Genomic DNA, 15,244 nt, shown 5'->3' on the forward strand with positions numbered 1-15,244 from the left:
CCGGGTTCCGGGCGCACAGTCCGGCCCGCGCACTTCTGACGACACGATCGAATGGAGAAGAACTTCAGTGAGCAACGTGCTGTTGGTGCATGCCAAGGGCGGTCCGCCGCTCGGCTACGTCCTGTCCCGGGCGGCCGCGAAGTCGCGGGTACACCTGCTGGCGCTCAGCGCTCTTCCGGCCGCGGCGGCCGACGTCGCGGCGAGCCTGTGCGCCTCGGTCGTGACGCCCGCCGAAGCGGATCGCACCGATCTGGTCTCTCTGATCGCCTCGCATGCGCGGGCCGTGGGAGCCGACGCGGTGCTCACCTTCTCCGAGTACGCGGTCGTCGCCGTCGCCGAGGCCTGTGAGGAGCTCGGTCTCGCCGGCGCCGGGAGCGCCGCCGCACTGGCTCGTGACAAGAGGCTCATGCGGCGGACCTGGTACGAACACGGCCTCTCCCAGCCCGAGTTCCGCCCGGTCGCCACCGAGGCCGAGCTGCGCGAGGCCACCGGCGCGCTGTCCTCCCCGCTACTGCTCAAGGCGGCGTGGAGCGCCGGCTCCACCGCACACCAGATCATCCGCTCCCCGCACGAGGTCTCCGCCGCCTGGCGTCGTTCGCGCGAAGTGATTGCCGAATCCGCCCTGTTGGGCTACTCGGAGCTCCATGTGGCCGAGGCCGATGCCGATTTCGTCGTCGAGGAGATCGTGAGCGGCACCGCCTCCGACTGGTTCACCGAACCCGGCTGGGGCGACTACGTCAGCGTCGAGGGTGTCGTGGCCGACGGAGTCTTCCACCCGGTCTGTCTCAGCGGCCGGATGCCGACGGTCGAGCCGTTCACAGAACGCGCGGGGATCACGCCCGCGCCACTGCCGCAGGACTCCCAGGACCGCGTCGTGGCCCTCGCCCGGCAGGCCGTGGACGCCCTCGGTCTCAAGAACTGCGGGACGCACACCGAGATCAAGCTCGGCTCGGGAGGCCGTATGTGGCTGATCGAGACAGCGGCCCGGTTCGGCGGCGCGATGACTGTCCCGCAGATAGAGGAGGTCTTCGGGCTCGACCTCGTGGACATGCTGATCGATCACCTCCTCGGCCGCCCGGTGGATTGGCCCGCCGACGCCCTCACCCCTGGCCGGGCGCGCGGCGCCGCCGGGTCCCTCGTCGTCCTCGCCGTGGACGGCGAGGGCAAGGCCTGGCCGGACCGGCGGGTCTGGGACTTCCCGGCGGTCTCGGCGGGCACGGCGCTCAGCCGGGGCAGCGCGCTGTCCGTGGTGGCGGAGAGTTCGCTCCCCGACGGCAGCGCGATACCGGTCTACGACCCGGCCGCGGGCGCCAACACCATGGCGGCGCTGTGCCTCCTGTCCGCCGGCGACTCGCGGACCGTACTCCGCGACTTCGAGACCCTGGTGGACGCCCTGCCCCAGGTCCTGCCCGCCGCACTGCCAGAGGAGGTCTCCGCATGAGCGCCCTCCTCACCACCGGAGCCCCGGAGCCGGCCACGGACCGGACGGTCGTCGGCGGGAACCTCTCGCTGCCGCTCTTCCGCACCCTCTCCGGAGTCCTGGCCGGTCATCCGTATCTCAAGGTCGTCGTCGACCTGGCCGAGAACACCTGGCACCTGCTCGACACGGCCGCGCACCCGTTCCACGTCAACTACACGGCCACGCGCGTCCTCGGAATGGAACTCGCCGAGCTCGATGCCTCGCTCGACGAGTTCAACGCCTCCGTCTACATGGACCCCGAGCGCCGTTTCCTGCTCGGGGTGCTGTCCCTGCACACCGAGCAGGAAACGGCGGGCAACGAGCGCACGTTCCTCGTCCTGGAGACGACCGAGGCCGACACCATGCACGGCGCGCTGCTCGAAGCCTTCTACGTGTTCGTCCGGGCGCGCCTCGACAGCAGGCTGCCGCTCCTGCTCAAGCCCGCGAACCACGGCCAGGAGGAGGAACTCACGGCGATCAGCGCGACCCGGGTGCCGCGCGTCCTCAGCCACGAGCTCTTCGGCAACAGGACCCGGACGCCCCTCAACCCGGGCGACGCCACCGGGCGGCTGCGCTTCTTCCGTACCACTGAGGAGTACACGGCCGCGGCGGCCGATCTCGGCTGGTCGGACATCGTCGCCATGGCATGCGTCCCCGACGACGTGCCCCGCACCGCCGGGTTCCTCAACACCGCGCCGATCACACCGCTCTCGCACACCAACGTCCTCGCCGCCGGCTGGGGCATACCCAACGCCGTCGTGCGCGACCTGGAACAGCTGGTCGAGCGGGACGGCCTGGACGGCGCCTGGGTCCGCTACCGGGTCCATGAGGACGAGATCACCCTGGAACCACAGTCCGGGGAACCGGTACTGACGGCACCGGCCTGGCACCAGCAGCGCATCCGCCTGGAACCGCCGTTCCTCCAGGACGCGCCTGTCATGTCCCTGTACCGGCTGCGCAGCGCCGACCGCGACCGGTACGGCACCAAGGCCGCCAACCTCGGCGAACTGCACCACGTACTCGACAGCCGCACAGCCGATCTCACCGCCTTCTACGGGCGCCCCCGCCCGCCGCGCGAGGACCTCTACGGGCACCTCGCGACCCGCCTCGGTCTGCGCGGGCCCTCGGCAGCCGAACTCCGCTCGGCAGCCGGCGCCTTCGTGGCCGGCACGGTCGGGGCACCTGACGGTGTCGCCCTGCCCTTCGCACTGCAACACCACTTCCTCACCTCGTCCCCCGCGCTCCAGCAGGGCATCGGCAAACTGAAGATGGCGCTCGAACTCGACGCCGACGACATGCTGGACCCGCTCTGCCTTCAGCTCCAGCACCTGATCCGCCACACACCCATGCCGGAGTCCGTCACCCGGCAGATCGAGCAGGCCCTTTCCGCACCCCCCGGCGCGGGCAGCCGTCTGGTGGTGCGTTCCTCCTCCAACGCCGAGGACCTGCCGGGCTTCTCCGCGGCAGGCGTCTACGACTCCGTGACCACCGTGCGCGGTCCCGGCGAACTCCTCGACGCGGTACGCCAGGTCTGGGCCTCCCTCCTGTCGCCACGCAGTGTCCGGCTGCGCCACCAGGCGGGCATCTCGCTCGACGACACGTACATGGGCGTGATCATTCAGGAGTACATACCCGCCCGCCTCGGCGGTGTGCTCGTGACCTGCAACCCAACGCGGCGCGAGGACTTCCGCAACGTCTACCTCAACTGCTCCCCCGGCTCGCCCGAACAGGTCGTCGAGGGCTCGGTCCTGCCCCAGCAGTACCTTTACAACACGGTCGAGGGAGGGGGCCGCACCGTCGCCCTCGGCTCCTGGAGCGAGGGGCTGCCCGCGGCCACCCGCGTCCGGCTCGCCGACCTGTCCCTGACCGGACGGCTCCTGCAGTCCCACTTCTCCGCATCGGATGTGGACAAGCCGCTGGACATCGAGTGGCTGATGACAGACCGGGACGAACTCCGCCTGGTCCAGATCCGCCCGTACGCGCTGTGAGGCCCCGCCTCCCGTGGCAGACCGGGACCGGCACGGGCACGGCTGCCGGCCTGACACCCACCGCCCGCCGCGTCATCAGACTCAACTACGGCTTCCAGCTGCTGTTCAACCTGCTGTGGTGGATGCCGGTGTTCTACGCCTTCCAGAAGGAGGCCGGGCTCTCGGACGGGCAGATTTTCGGCATCCAGAGCATCTACTACGTGGCCTTCTGCCTGTTCGAGATCCCGACCGGGCTGATCGCCGACCGGATCGGCACCCGCAACTGTCTGCGGGCCGGTGCCGTCGTCATGACGGCTGCGAACCTGGCGCCGGTGTTCAGCCCCTCGTACACCGGCTTCCTCGTCCACTTCCTCGCCATCGCCGCAGGGCGCTCGCTCACCTCAGGGGCGGCGAGCGCCTACCTGTACGACGGGCTGCGCGCCGAGAAGTGCGACGAGCACTATCTGCGGGCGGAGGGCACGGCACGGGCCCTGGGCCTGGCGGCCAAGGTGGTGTGCTGGCCACTGGTCGGCCCCCTGATGGCCCTCGCCCACACGGCCCCGTACGTCCTGAGCGCGGTGAGCGCCGGGGGTTCCCTGGTCTGCGCGGTGGCGCTCCCCCGGCTCGCCGCCCCGTCGCGCACCGGCGACACGGAGAAGGCCGCCGGGACGGGGGGCGGGCGCGGAGGCAGGGGCGCGGCGTCGCTGCGTGACGCGGGCGCCGCGCTGCGCTGCGTCGCCTCCTCGCCATGGCTCGCCCTGGTGATGGTGCAGGGCGTGGCCGTGTTCACCCTCTCCCGGATCTGCCAGGTCAACCTCTTCCAGCCCATCCTGCTGGACCACGGCATCGGTGAGGCCTCGCACGGCGGAGTGCTGGCCGCCATGACTGTGGCGGAGGCGGTCGCCTCGGCCCGCCCCCAGTGGCTGAGCCGCCGCCTGACTCCGGTGGCCTGGGTGTCGGTTCTCAGCCTCGTGCTCGCAGGCGCCTTGGCGGGCATCACCCTGGGCGGCCCGTGGACCGTCGTCGCCCTGCTCTGCCTGTTCGCCGCCGCCACCGGCTTCGCCTATCCGGTCCAGCGCAAACTGGTGAACGACGCCGTGCCCGCCCACGCCCCGCGCGCCACGCTGCTGTCGGTGGAGAGCATCGTGGACCGTGCGGTGTGCGCGCTGGCGGCCGTGGCCGCGGGCGCCTACCTCTCGGCGGGGCACCTGGACAGATTGCTGTGGCACAGCGCCCTGGCGACGGCGGTGCTGCTCGGGGTGCTCCAACTCGTCCTGCGCAGGGGGACGGTCCGGCGAAGGCCGGGCCGGGCGGGCACGGGAGCGGCCAATCCCGCGGACCCGGGCGGGGCCGCCCCCGGCGCCAGGACGCCCGCGGCGGCGAGCAGTACGGACACGCCTGCCTGAGCGGGGCCGGCGGCTGCCGGGAGGCGTGGACGCGGCGCCGGGGTCAGCGGGGCAGGTGCGCGAGGAGCTCGATCAGCCGGGCGGGCAGGTAGGCGGGCCGGTGGGGCCTTCCGACCTGGTAGGCCAGGTAACCGAGCGAGGCAGCGACGTCGGTCTCCTCGCCGGTCTCGGCCTCGTAGACGAGGCGGCAGCCGCCCGAGCCGGCCTTGGCGCGCTCCCAGAGGACGGGCGCCGGTTTGCGCTCCGTCTCGGTGCGCGGGGTGATGATCCGGTCGCCGAAGTCGTCCCAGGCGAAGGGGGCGGAGCCCGTCCAGCCCGCGTCCACCTCCGACTTCAGCCTGGCCGCGCGCTCGGCGTCGGTCCGGCCCCAGGAGGACGGCACGTTCGTGACCAGGCCCACCTCGATGTGGCGTTCGCGCAGGGCGCGCAGGTAGGCGGACGCGTCGGGCAGATAGCTCGTGCTGCCGTCGTCGGCCGTGTGCACCAGGGTCTCCCCCAGGTCGAAGTAGACGACGGCGCAGCGGCGTTCGGTACCGGTCGGTGCGGCGGCGGACGCCCCCGCGGCCTCGTCGGCGATCCCCGGCACGGCCGTACTCGCGGGCGCGACCAGTGCGGTCGACGCCACCGCGGCAGCCAGCACGAGGCTTGACCGGACGAGACCCCGGGAGGCGAATCTGCTCATGACGGCGGCACCCTTCATCGGGACGCACCACGCGGGTGCGCGATTGTTCTGTACACGCCACATCATGCCGCAGATATTGACGCCCGATGGGCAGACTCCCGGAAGATCTCCCTCCGGGCCGCCACACCGGCTCGTCAGACTTTCACTCGAAGTCCCCCGAAGCGGTCCGCTCGGCCAGCTTCTGGAACTCGCCGAGGTCGTAGTTGGCCAGGACGGAGTCGAGGTTGGTCATGGCTCCCAAGTGCTCCACAAACCCCTTGGGGTCGTATTCGATCTGCAGAGCCACCCGACTCGACTGGTCGTCCAGCCGGTGGAAGGTGACGACGCCGGCGTGGTGAACGCCCTCCGTCGTCCGCCAGGCGATCCGGTCCTCCGGCACGACTTCGGTGAGCTCGGCGACGAAGACCTTGTCGACCCCCGGCAGCGCCAGCTGCCAGGCGAAGCGGCGCTCGTCCAGGGGGTCGACGCGCTGCACATGGCTCAGGAACCTGGGCCACCGCTCCACATCGCTCCAGAGCGCCCAGCTGATGGCCACCGAGGCCTTGATATCGACGGTCTCAACGATCGAGGAAGACATGCGGACTCCTTGGCAAGGGGGTGGGTTCACGCGGGATGGATGTCAGGTGTGCGGGACGGATCTCAGGTGTTCCGGGTGGCCAGCGTGAAGGAGTGTCCGGCGGGATCGGAGTAGAGGCGGGTGTCACGGGTGCCCCCGTTGTCCTTCGTGTCCAGAGGGCGCGCACCAAGGCTGACCGCCTCGCGCTCCGCCTCGTCCATGTCCTCTGGCGCCACCAGGATCCGCAGATGAGCCTGCTGAGAATCGTCGGGCCTCGGCCAGCTGGGAGGCGCGTAGCCGTGGTCCCGGCGGATCGCGAGACGCACCCCGTCGTGGCCGACTATCTCGACGATGTCGAGCTCCTTCCCGGTCTGCACCTCCGCGTTGAGCAACTCGGCGTAGAACTCAGCGAGTTCGTTCGGTTCTGCGCAGTCCAGCACCAGCACGGTCGTCTTCGGCACCGCCATAACCGTCCTCCTGTCTACCTGTCCACCGGCATCCGGTCACCAGCATTCGTCCCGGATACCCCCTTCGAAGGACCGCACACCCGCACTCCCCGCACTCGCGAACCGCTGCCCCGGTGCTCCGGCCGGCTCGGCGCGGGCACCTGCGGGTCGTACGCGTCGCGCATGGCCGAGAAACGGATTTTCGGGGCATACGGCGGAAGCCCGGCCCCGGCGGCCGGCTGCGCGTCGGCGGCGCCCTGCTGCGCGGCCGCCGCGAGCGTCTACGGTCTGGGCGACGGAGCCAGGCACGCCTGGGACCTGCTGCGCCGGCCGTGCGGGCTGCTGCTCGCCCTCATCTCGGCGAGCGCGATCTTCCGTCGCTCACAACGCCCGCGTACCGGCCGGGAATCACGGAGCACCGCGGCTTGTTGGGCCAACGAACCGCTTGTACGAACCGGCTCGGTCCGGGAGAGCACTCCACTTCGTCCGGGAGACGACACCTCATGTCGGAGCCAGAGATCGACGCCATCGTCTTCGACGTGCTCGGCACGCTCGTCGACGAACCTGCCGGGATCCGCGCGGGCATTCGCCTGCTCGACCCGTCGCTGGACGATGCCGGGGCCGAGCGCCTGCTGTCGCTGTGGCAGCGGCATATCGACCGCGAGCAGCGCCGCGTCCTGGACGGCAGCCGGCCCTACCTGCCCAGCGATGCCCTGGACCGGGAGGCCGCCCGGCTCGTCGCCGGCGCGGCCGGTTTCGACGATCCGGCCGCCGTGGAGGCACTGGCGTCGGCGGGCACCCGGCTGTCGCCCTGGCCCGATTCCCTGGCAGCCCTTGCCCGGCTCGCTCGGCGGTATCCGCTGATCGGGCTCTCCAACGCGAGCCGGACGGCTCTGCTCGGGCTCAACGCCCATGCGGGGCTGCGCTGGCACCAGGCCCTGTCCGCCGAGGAGGCCCGTACCTACAAGCCGGACCCCGAGGTCTACCGGCTGGCCGTCACCGTCTCCGGCCGGGCGCCGGAGCGGTTGCTCATGGTCGCCGCCCACGCGTGGGACCTGCGCGGTGCGCAGGCGCTGGGCCTGCGCACCGCCTATGTCGCCCGTCCCGTCGGTGATCCGCCCGCCGCCGCCGACCGGTTCGATCTGTACGCCGGGGGCCTGACCGACCTGGCGGAGCAACTCGGCGCGGGCTGAACCGGCGCCCGTTCAGCTCCGCTGGAAGAACTCCACCTCCGCCAACGCCAGGTGACGGCCCTTGGTCAGGCCCGCGGGCGAGCTCAGGACCAGGCGCACCGTCTTCACGTCGCTGATGCCGGTGGACACCGGCTGCGAGCCCGGTTTGTCGCTGAGGGTGACCCGCTTCGTCTGCTTCTCGCCGTCCTGCGTCGTCACCACCAGGTCGATCCGCAGTGCGCGCCCCTGCCGGGCGTACTCCTCCGGAGACTTGGACGCCCCGTTGGTGATGAGCACGTCGACCAGCCGGAACGGCTTGTCGAAGGTGTACGTGACCGAGGCCTCCGGCCCGGGTGCGCCCCAGTAGCGGTTGTTCAGCCCGTCCGTGGTGTTCTTCGCCGGGTGCCGGGGGATCTCCGCGCTGGCGGCGATGGAGACCGGGGTCACCGCCTTGGGCTTGCCCAATTTGTCCTTGGTGTCCTCGAACAGGGCGCGCCCGGCCGGCAGCAGCAGGAGGCCGCCCGCGCACAGGGCCAGCAGCACGGCCAGGATCACCAGTCCCCGCACCACCCGGCCCGAACTCGCCCGTGCCCGGCGGCGGAACGGCCACACGGTCCGCCACCACGGCAGCGGGGCGGGCTTCTCCTCGGGGTGCAGCGGAGCGGCGCAGCGCCGGCAGAACCGGCGGCCCGGCAGGTTGGGCGTGCCGCAGGCCGGGCAGGGCACCCCAGCCGCCTCTTCCGGCGCCGCCACGGGCCGTACGACGGGGCGTGGGGCCACCGGCTTGGCGGGGAGTACGGGCAGCACGGGGTCCTGCGCCGACGCCTCGGGGGCGGGTGAGGCCGGGGCGGGACTCGCCTCGGGCGGCACGGGTGCGGGTGGTGCGGGTGCGGGTGGTGTGGCGGTGGGTGGCGGTGTGGGGCCGGGTGCGGGGGTGGGGTGCGAGGGGGTGGTGCTCGGTGCGGCGGCGGTCTGCGCCGGGGTGGGTTCCGCGGGAGCCGGGGCGGTCTGCCGCTCCGGTGGAGTCGGGGTGTTCGCGGGCGGTGTGCTCGGGGCAGGTTCGGATTCCGACCAGCCCAGGTAAGCGCCACAGTTGCCGCAGAAGTCGTCCGCTGCACCGTTGGACGCCCCGCAGGTGGGACACGCGCGCATGGCGTCACCTCCCTTCATCGGCGGGCGGGCCGGGCAGGACCTCCACCCGGCAGACGGTGTGCACCGGGCACATGGCCCGGACGATCTCGTTGACCCGGTCCACGTCCACCACCGGCTCGCGGCCCGGCCACACCCGGACCAGGATCTCGGCGGAAGGCTCCGGCGGCAGTTCGGCACCGGCGGTGCGCGACCACGCCGCACCGCCGTCCCCGGTGATCGCGGCATGCACGCCGAGCCCGAGCCGCAGCCCCTCCACCAGGCCGCGCCGGGTACCGCGCCAGCGGTGCAGTTCCACCGCCCGGACCACCGCCTCACGGCGCAGTTCCACGGGCCAGCGCGGATCGTCGACCGCGCCCACCCACGACGCCAGCCAGGCCAGGAAATCGACCGGCGCCACCCGGGGGTCGAAGTAGGAGGGCAGGTTGTCGAGCGTCGCGAACACCGGGGCGAGCACGGTGTCGAGCCCCTCGGTGAAGCGCTGCGCGAAGTCGTCGTCGGCGTACAGGGCGGGCAGTTGTCCGCCGATCGGATACCTGCTGGGCAGACCGGGTACGGCCGCGCGGCTCATCCCCGTACCTCCGGTTCGATGGCGGTGACGACGACCTGGTGCTGGTACGAGAAGACCAGCGCGCCGGCCGCGACGTCGATGCGGTCGGCGGGCGCGCCCCGGCGGCCTGTCGTCGGGTCGGCGGCGAACAGCCGGATCTCCTCCACCAGCGCGTTGCCGGTGGCGCGTTGCAGTACGCCGAACACCTCGCCGTACTGCACCGGACGCCCGAACGGCCACCCCGTGCCGTCCGGGCCGCCGTGCAGCGGGTTGAGGAGCCGGAACAGCGCGTCGAGCGCCGCCTCGCGCACCCGGTCGGTGTCGCCCGGCGCCGCCGCGAGCCTGGCCACGACGGTGACGCCCTGGTAGACCGGCGGCTCCACCACGAGCCGGGTGCCGATCAGCCGTCGCTCGTCGAGACTCGCGGTGATCGCCCGGAGCACCTGGTCCGACGGGATCAGCTGCTCGAACCGGAGCCGGTCGCCCTCGTCGGCCACCGCGTCCGGTACGACCAGGACCTTGACCGCGCCCGCACCGTCCCCGGTGGGCATGCAGCGCACCCGGCGCACCGAGGGAGCCGCCCGGCGGCTGATGATCTCGTAGTCCTCCGCGGTCACCGCGCGTTCCTGCATCCGCAGCGCGTCCGGTGCCCGGAGCTTCGCATTGGCGACGGTCTCACCGGCGACGCCGCCGCGCGCCGCCTCCCGGTTGGTGACCCGTGCCACGTACGGCACGGAACTGCGCAGCACCGAGATCACGCCGCGGGCGACGTTGCCCGCCGGGCCGCCTCCGGTGCGGTAGCGGGCCACCCGCAGCTGGGCTCCCTTGGGCGGTACGGCGCCGCACTGGCGCAGTGTGCCGTCCGGCTCGCGCAGCACCGGGGGGAAGGTGAACTCGCCGGTGGTGGCGTCCACCCGGACGTGCTGGTCGGACGGGCCGGAGCGGCCGAAGTGCTCGACCACCTCCCAGCGGCGCCACCCCTCGGCGGAGGACACCTCCACCACCGGGGGTTCGCCGTCGAGGAGGACCGGCGGGCGGCCGAGCCGGAACGTCTGCCCCGCCACCCCCTCCGAGGTGCCGAGCGGTACGTCGGTCACCGTCTCCGCGTGCTCGGCGTACATGGTGCCGCCCACGGTGAACACCGCCGCCTCGCGCACGGTCGGCGACTCCGAGTAGAACGGCTGGCCCGGTTCGGGCTCCGTCACGCGGCAGCGCAGCCAGCCGGCCCTGGTCCCGCCGATCACCGACGCGGTGTGCCCGGCCGGTACGTGGACGATGACCTCGCCGGGACGGTTCAGTCCGCCGGTGGTGTCCGTGCCGGTCTCGCACGCGCGCCAGCCGCCGCCGTCCCAGGCCTCCCACACCAGCGGGGGCTGGCGCGGGTCCACGCCGATGCCCTCCACCCTGCTGTCCACGCGGACCGCGACCACGCAGCGCGGGACGGGGGCCGGCAGGCCGAACAGCAGCGCGTCGCCCGGCTCCGGTGTCGCCTGGAAGCAGGGCACGTCGAGCCCTTCGGCGAGCGTCCTGGTCCGGTCGCTCTGCTCACCGGTCCGGGGCGAGGTGACGAGCTTCACCAACTCGCTGGGCACGACGTGGAGTTCGTCCGTGGTGGTGAACACCACGGCCTCCTCGGTCTCGCCGCGCACGGTGGTGACCTCGGTACCGGCGGGCAGCGTCACCGTCTCCGGCTGCGGCGCCGAGAGCCAGAAGTCGACGTCGGCCCCGGCGGCGGCCGGCGGGAACAGGCAGATACCCAACAGGTCCAGGAACGCTGTGTAGTTCTTGTCCGGTACGCGGTTCAGCCGGTACAGCAGCTGATCCACGAGATAGGCGAACGTCTCGATCAGGGTGACGCCCGGGTCGGAGACGTTGTGGTCGGTCCACTCCGGGGCGCGCTGCTGCACGTACCGCTTCGCCTCGTCTACGAGTTGCTGGAACCGTCGGTCGTCCAGGTTGGGGAAGTCCAGAGCCATCAGTCCGCGACCGAATCCTCGGTCTCCTCCTCGGAGGGGATCGTGTAGAAGGGAAAGACCAGGTTGCGCCGGTCGTTGGTGGAGCGCACGGTGTAGCGCACGTCGATGTAGAGGGTGCCGTCCTCGACGGCGTCGAAGGCGACCACCACGTCGTCCACCGCGATGCGGGGCTCCCAACGTTCGAGGGCCTCGCGGGTCTGCTGCGCGATGCGGCCCGCGGTGGCGCCGTTGCCCGGGGCGAAGACGTAGTCGTGGATGCCGCAGCCGAATTCGGGACGCATGGGGCGCTCGCCGGGCGCGGTCCCGAGCACCAGCCGGATCGCCTCCTCGATCTCACGGTCGCGTTCGACCATGGCGATCCCGCCGGTCGCCCCGACGCGCAGCGGGAACGCCCAGCCGCGCCCGATGAACCGTTCGCTCATCACATGCCCCCGATGCGGACGTTCTGGGCGCCGGTCAGGATGTTCCCGGAACACGCCGTGCGGTCGCCCGCCCGTGCGGCCGGCAGCCCGCCGATCAGTACCGTGCCCGTGGCGAGCGCGGCCGGGTCGGGCAGGATCACATTGGCCGGCCCCAGCAGTGCGTGCGGGGGGATCGGACAGGTGTGGAGGCTGCCGACGACGGCGGCGGGACGGCCGCCGATCAGCACCCGCATCACCGCGGCGGCGGCGCCGGGCGGCGGAGTGGCGATCACACCACCGTGGCTGGTGGGGTCGCCGGTACGGGCTGCGGCTGGCATGCGGCACTCCTTGCGGAAGGTCCTGGGCCCGGAGGCCGGTCGCGGATTCGGTCGGGTGGGGTCGGGTGGTGCGATCCCCGCGGCGGGGCGGCACATGTGGTGGGTTGTCAGTTGATCCGGATGAGCCGGGCCTTGAGGACGCCCAGCAGGCCGCCGTCGACGGTGACATCCGTGGTGCCGTTGACCTGGACGGAACGGCCCCCGATCCGCACTCCGTCGGTGCCGTCGATGTCCACCTGTCTGCCTCGCACGTTCACCTTGCCCAGCTTCGCGTCCAGGGTGATGCCGTCCTTGTCGAGCACCACGGAGGTGAGGGGGCGGCCGCGCCCCGCGTACACGGTCAGCTCGATCCGGTCCCGGCGGTCGTCCAGGCGTACTTCGAGGCGTTCGTCGGCGGTCATCAGCCGCAGTCCGGACGGGCCCGGCGCCCGCGCGTCCAGCAGTTCCACCCGGTGTCCCGAACGCGACACCACCGAGCGGCGGTTGACCTTTCCACTGGTCCGGTCGATCAGCGGGACGTCATGGGGAGACGGCTGGTCCACGCCGTTGTACAGCCCTCCGATGACGTACGGGCTGTCCAGCAGGCCCTGTTCGAACCCGACCAGGACCTCGTCGTTGACCTCCGCGCTCACCACCCCTCCCCCGCCGACGCCGCCCCACTGCACGGTGCGCACCCAGTCGGTGACGTAACTCTCGTCCAGCCAGGGGAACTTCAGCCGGACCGCGCCGCGCTCCGCGCCGTCCGGCTCCCGTACGTCCGTCACCACGCCGATCGCCAGCCCCGGCATCCGGGGGCCGCGGTCCGGTCCGCCGGTCACCAGGCCCGTCAGGGAACGGTCCGGGCCCGCGCCGACCCAGACGGTGGTGCGGTATCCCTCGTGCGGTTCCAGGACGTGCTGTACGGCCGTCGCCGTGTAGCGGCCGGAGAACGCCTGCCCGACGTTGCCGAGGGCCACCGGCTTCCCGGCCCGCAGCCGGGGATTGCCCTCGGCCACCGCCTCCAACTCCCCGAATCCCGCGCTGACCTGGGCGGCCGTCGCGTCCGCGACCGCCGTCGTCTCGGCCTGGGTGCGGTACGGAGTGTCCGTGACGGCCAGCTTCGCCTTGCCAAACTTGGCGCTCGCCGACGGGCTCAGGCCCGGTACCGCCGTGTCGCTGATCACCGACGGGTTCCGCGCCACCAGGGGCCGCTTCGTCCTGACGTCCCAGCCGCGCACCTCGACGGAGGCCGCGCTGTCCGCCGCCGAAAGCGAGGCCCGCAGCGCGAGGAGGTTACGGCCGTACTCCAGCACCATCGGGTTCTTACTGGCCGAGGTCGACGGCGCGGGGGCGCCGGACGCCTTCTGCGGGCGGGTGAACTGGAGCAGGCCCTTGTCGTCGACGCGCACCTGCGCGCCGCTCTCACCCGCCAGGTACTGCAGGAAGTCCCAGTCGGACACGTTCGCCTGCGAGAGCTGCTGGTAGGTGACCGGTGCGGCCTGCACGGTCCCGCAGGCCAGCCCGGCCCCAGCGGCCACCTTGCGGACGATCGCGGCCGCCGTCATGTTCCGGTACGCCACCACCTTGCGGCCCCGCTGCAGCCGGTGCGCCTTGGAGTAGCCGCGCACCACCGTGAACGAGCCCGTACGGTCCCCGTCCAGCTCAAGGGCCGTCACCTCGCCGTCGAAGAGCCGCTCCCGCGCCTGCCCGGAGGCGGTCACCACGGAGACCCGCAGCGGGGTGCCGATGGTGATGCCGGTCGCCTGGAGGAACTCGTGATCGGGGTCGCGGAAGGTGAGCACCGCCGCGTCGGGCAGGCCCACGCTCTCGTCCACCACACAGCTCACCAGCTGGGCCGCCCAGACCTTGGGGAGCTCGGCAGGCGTCTCCACGACGGGGTCCGCCGCGAACGACCGGCTGGCCTTCGCCTCGGTTGTGCTCACCGTTCCTCCTGACTGTCCGTGTCCAGCAGCGCCGGAACCACCAGCTCGGTGCCGGGCGGGAGCGCCATGGGGTCGTCGATTCCGTTCGCCTCCGCGATGACCCGCCAGGCCGTCGGGTCGCCGTACTCCCGCCAGGCCAGCATGGCGAGGCTGTCTCCCGCCACGACCGTGTGCGTACTGCGGGCGGTGCGCGCGCCGGACGTCGGGTTCTGGCCCGCCGTGTCGACGCTCGCCTCCTCGATGGACAGCGAGCAGGTGGCCCGCAGCGGCTTGCCGTCCACATCGAACAGGGTGTAGCTCACCGACAGGCTGGACAGCACCCCGTCGAACGAGGTCGTCCGCGAGGTGCCCCATTCGAACCGGACCCACGGACTGGCCGGCTTCTTCCGTCCCAGGCTCGCCGGTGTCGGCACGCACGCCTTCATCAGCTTCTCCACCGCCTGCTCCACGGAGTTGTCGTGGGTGGCGGTGGCGTCCAGGAACACTTCGAGGCTCAGCGTGCGGGGTCCGCTCCCGACGAACTCAGGCAGCGCCGACTGCCCGGCCATCCGGGACGGGGAGCGCCGCCACTCGGTGGTCTTGCGCAGCTCCAGGGTGGAGGGGTTGAACTGGAGGTCGAGCTGCGCGACGGTCCCACCGGGCTTCGCGCCGACCGAGGCCGGGGGCTCCTTGAGGGTCAGCTGGGCTCTGGCCCGGCTGGAGCGCACCGCTGGCGACATGCCTGGAGTTCCTTTCCGGTGCGGATACGGGGGCGGGGGCTGGGGCTTGAGGCCGGGGGTGGGCCGGGGGTCAGGAAGGGCGCAGCCCCTGGTGGGCGATCTCCAGGGTCTCCACCGCCGCCTCCGACCGTGCGGGGTCGAAGGACGGCCCCTGCCAGCGGACCGGGACGATTCCGAAGACCTGCCAGCTGATGATCCTGGTCAGGTCCGGTTTCAGCGCGACGATCTCGCCGTCCTTGGGCTCCACCCGCCGCAGCGTCTCGTCGAGCCAGCGGCCGATCTTCGCCGTGTCGGTGGTGACCGGCCTGGTGAGCGTGATGTTCGACCAGCTCACGCGTCCGGGCAGTTGCCAGGTGAAGCCGTTGTTGCCGCCTTCGGCATAGGTCTCCATCTCCACCTCCGCGCCCATGCCCGAGCAGGTGTGGAAGGCCCCGAGGTCGTTCCCGGCGATCGCGAGCCGGAAGAACACGCTGGTCGCGAAGATACTGTCTGTCATTGCTC

At 72.1% G+C, this 15,244-nt stretch carries 15 protein-coding genes; 4 read left to right on the forward strand and 11 right to left on the reverse strand.

All coding sequences use genetic code 11. The features are described 5' to 3' along the window. Positions 1 to 67 precede the first annotated feature (67 nt). Genes ACFVQ0_RS01135 through ACFVQ0_RS01145 form a run of 3 tightly spaced genes read left to right on the forward strand, consistent with a single transcriptional unit; the run spans position 68 to position 4,832 of the window. Entirely contained in the window at positions 68 to 1,441 is a 1,374-nt protein-coding gene (locus ACFVQ0_RS01135; protein WP_390083311.1) for an acetyl-CoA carboxylase biotin carboxylase subunit family protein, read from the forward strand. Then, positions 1,438 to 3,447 carry a PEP/pyruvate-binding domain-containing protein gene (locus tag ACFVQ0_RS01140; RefSeq protein ID WP_390083313.1) on the forward strand — a complete coding sequence of 670 codons (2,010 nt, stop codon included), beginning with the start codon at positions 1,438 to 1,440 and terminating at the stop codon, positions 3,445 to 3,447. The genes ACFVQ0_RS01135 and ACFVQ0_RS01140 overlap by 4 nt, the downstream gene beginning before the upstream one ends. Then, entirely contained in the window at positions 3,444 to 4,832 is a 1,389-nt protein-coding gene (locus tag ACFVQ0_RS01145; protein WP_390083315.1) for an MFS transporter, read from the forward strand. The genes ACFVQ0_RS01140 and ACFVQ0_RS01145 overlap by 4 nt, the downstream gene beginning before the upstream one ends. A 43-nt stretch (positions 4,833 to 4,875) precedes the next feature. Here the strand turns inward: ACFVQ0_RS01145 and ACFVQ0_RS01150 are convergent, their stop codons facing one another. The 3 genes from ACFVQ0_RS01150 to ACFVQ0_RS01160 all read right to left on the reverse strand — a co-directional run bounded on the left by ACFVQ0_RS01150 (position 4,876) and on the right by ACFVQ0_RS01160 (position 6,537). After that, positions 4,876 to 5,514 carry a hypothetical protein gene (locus ACFVQ0_RS01150; RefSeq protein ID WP_390083317.1) on the reverse strand — a complete coding sequence of 213 codons (639 nt, stop codon included), beginning with the start codon at positions 5,512 to 5,514 and terminating at the stop codon, positions 4,876 to 4,878. A 142-nt stretch (positions 5,515 to 5,656) separates the two neighbouring features. Then, positions 5,657 to 6,091, reverse strand: coding sequence for an SRPBCC family protein (locus tag ACFVQ0_RS01155; RefSeq protein WP_390083319.1), 435 nt, complete (start codon positions 6,089 to 6,091; stop codon positions 5,657 to 5,659). Positions 6,092 to 6,153: 62 nt separating this feature from the next. Next, the gene (locus ACFVQ0_RS01160) at positions 6,154 to 6,537 is read right to left on the reverse strand and encodes a VOC family protein (protein ID WP_390083321.1); all 384 of its coding nucleotides are present in this window, start codon (positions 6,535 to 6,537) and stop codon (positions 6,154 to 6,156) included. Positions 6,538 to 7,019: 482 nt separating this feature from the next. On the opposite strand from ACFVQ0_RS01160, the gene ACFVQ0_RS01165 reads away from it, so the two are divergent. Further along, positions 7,020 to 7,709 carry a haloacid dehalogenase type II gene (locus tag ACFVQ0_RS01165; protein WP_390083323.1) on the forward strand — a complete coding sequence of 230 codons (690 nt, stop codon included), beginning with the start codon at positions 7,020 to 7,022 and terminating at the stop codon, positions 7,707 to 7,709. Positions 7,710 to 7,721: 12 nt separating this feature from the next. Here the strand turns inward: ACFVQ0_RS01165 and ACFVQ0_RS01170 are convergent, their stop codons facing one another. From ACFVQ0_RS01170 to ACFVQ0_RS01205, 8 genes are all read right to left on the reverse strand, one after another. After that, positions 7,722 to 8,840 carry an NADase-type glycan-binding domain-containing protein gene (locus ACFVQ0_RS01170; RefSeq protein ID WP_390083325.1) on the reverse strand — a complete coding sequence of 373 codons (1,119 nt, stop codon included), beginning with the start codon at positions 8,838 to 8,840 and terminating at the stop codon, positions 7,722 to 7,724. 4 nt (positions 8,841 to 8,844) lie between these two features. Beyond that, on the reverse strand, positions 8,845 to 9,408 hold the full coding sequence (locus ACFVQ0_RS01175; RefSeq protein WP_390083327.1) for a phage tail protein: 564 nt from the start codon (positions 9,406 to 9,408) through the stop codon (positions 8,845 to 8,847). Then, positions 9,405 to 11,363: a putative baseplate assembly protein gene (locus ACFVQ0_RS01180; protein WP_390083329.1), complete on the reverse strand. Its 1,959-nt coding sequence runs from the start codon at positions 11,361 to 11,363 to the stop codon at positions 9,405 to 9,407. Before ACFVQ0_RS01180 ends, ACFVQ0_RS01175 begins: the two co-directional genes overlap by 4 nt. Beyond that, a complete protein-coding gene (locus ACFVQ0_RS01185) occupies positions 11,363 to 11,785 on the reverse strand; it encodes a GPW/gp25 family protein (RefSeq protein ID WP_390083331.1) in 423 nt (140 codons plus the stop codon). The genes ACFVQ0_RS01180 and ACFVQ0_RS01185 overlap by 1 nt, the downstream gene beginning before the upstream one ends. Continuing rightward, on the reverse strand, positions 11,785 to 12,102 hold the full coding sequence (locus ACFVQ0_RS01190; protein ID WP_311301568.1) for a PAAR domain-containing protein: 318 nt from the start codon (positions 12,100 to 12,102) through the stop codon (positions 11,785 to 11,787). Before ACFVQ0_RS01190 ends, ACFVQ0_RS01185 begins: the two co-directional genes overlap by 1 nt. A 107-nt stretch (positions 12,103 to 12,209) precedes the next feature. Continuing rightward, entirely contained in the window at positions 12,210 to 14,024 is a 1,815-nt protein-coding gene (locus ACFVQ0_RS01195) for a VgrG-related protein (RefSeq protein ID WP_390083333.1), read from the reverse strand. Beyond that, a complete protein-coding gene (locus tag ACFVQ0_RS01200; RefSeq protein WP_390083335.1) occupies positions 14,021 to 14,743 on the reverse strand; it encodes a LysM peptidoglycan-binding domain-containing protein in 723 nt (240 codons plus the stop codon). Before ACFVQ0_RS01200 ends, ACFVQ0_RS01195 begins: the two co-directional genes overlap by 4 nt. A 70-nt stretch (positions 14,744 to 14,813) precedes the next feature. Further along, a complete protein-coding gene (locus ACFVQ0_RS01205) occupies positions 14,814 to 15,239 on the reverse strand; it encodes a phage tail protein (RefSeq protein WP_073733939.1) in 426 nt (141 codons plus the stop codon). Positions 15,240 to 15,244: the final 5 nt, after the last annotated feature.

The sequence above is a fragment of the Streptomyces sp. NPDC057900 genome, from assembly GCF_042887885.1.
In the GTDB taxonomy this organism is placed as follows: domain Bacteria; phylum Actinomycetota; class Actinomycetes; order Streptomycetales; family Streptomycetaceae; genus Streptomyces.

What these genes read in the sequence shown, in the direction of transcription:
- ACFVQ0_RS01170 (WP_390083325.1), bottom strand. Translation starts at nt 8,840, where the DNA reads ATGCGCGCGTGTCCCACCTGCGGGGCGTCCAACGGTGCAGCGGACGAC.
- ACFVQ0_RS01200 (WP_390083335.1), bottom strand. Translation starts at nt 14,743, where the DNA reads ATGTCGCCAGCGGTGCGCTCCAGCCGGGCCAGAGCCCAGCTGACCCTC.
- ACFVQ0_RS01155 (WP_390083319.1), bottom strand. Translation starts at nt 6,091, where the DNA reads ATGTCTTCCTCGATCGTTGAGACCGTCGATATCAAGGCCTCGGTGGCC.
- ACFVQ0_RS01150 (WP_390083317.1), bottom strand. Translation starts at nt 5,514, where the DNA reads ATGAGCAGATTCGCCTCCCGGGGTCTCGTCCGGTCAAGCCTCGTGCTG.
- ACFVQ0_RS01205 (WP_073733939.1), bottom strand. Translation starts at nt 15,239, where the DNA reads ATGACAGACAGTATCTTCGCGACCAGCGTGTTCTTCCGGCTCGCGATC.
- ACFVQ0_RS01180 (WP_390083329.1), bottom strand. Translation starts at nt 11,363, where the DNA reads ATGGCTCTGGACTTCCCCAACCTGGACGACCGACGGTTCCAGCAACTC.
- ACFVQ0_RS01140 (WP_390083313.1), top strand. Translation starts at nt 1,438, where the DNA reads ATGAGCGCCCTCCTCACCACCGGAGCCCCGGAGCCGGCCACGGACCGG.
- ACFVQ0_RS01160 (WP_390083321.1), bottom strand. Translation starts at nt 6,537, where the DNA reads ATGGCGGTGCCGAAGACGACCGTGCTGGTGCTGGACTGCGCAGAACCG.
- ACFVQ0_RS01185 (WP_390083331.1), bottom strand. Translation starts at nt 11,785, where the DNA reads ATGAGCGAACGGTTCATCGGGCGCGGCTGGGCGTTCCCGCTGCGCGTC.
- ACFVQ0_RS01165 (WP_390083323.1), top strand. Translation starts at nt 7,020, where the DNA reads ATGTCGGAGCCAGAGATCGACGCCATCGTCTTCGACGTGCTCGGCACG.
- ACFVQ0_RS01175 (WP_390083327.1), bottom strand. Translation starts at nt 9,408, where the DNA reads ATGAGCCGCGCGGCCGTACCCGGTCTGCCCAGCAGGTATCCGATCGGC.
- ACFVQ0_RS01190 (WP_311301568.1), bottom strand. Translation starts at nt 12,102, where the DNA reads ATGCCAGCCGCAGCCCGTACCGGCGACCCCACCAGCCACGGTGGTGTG.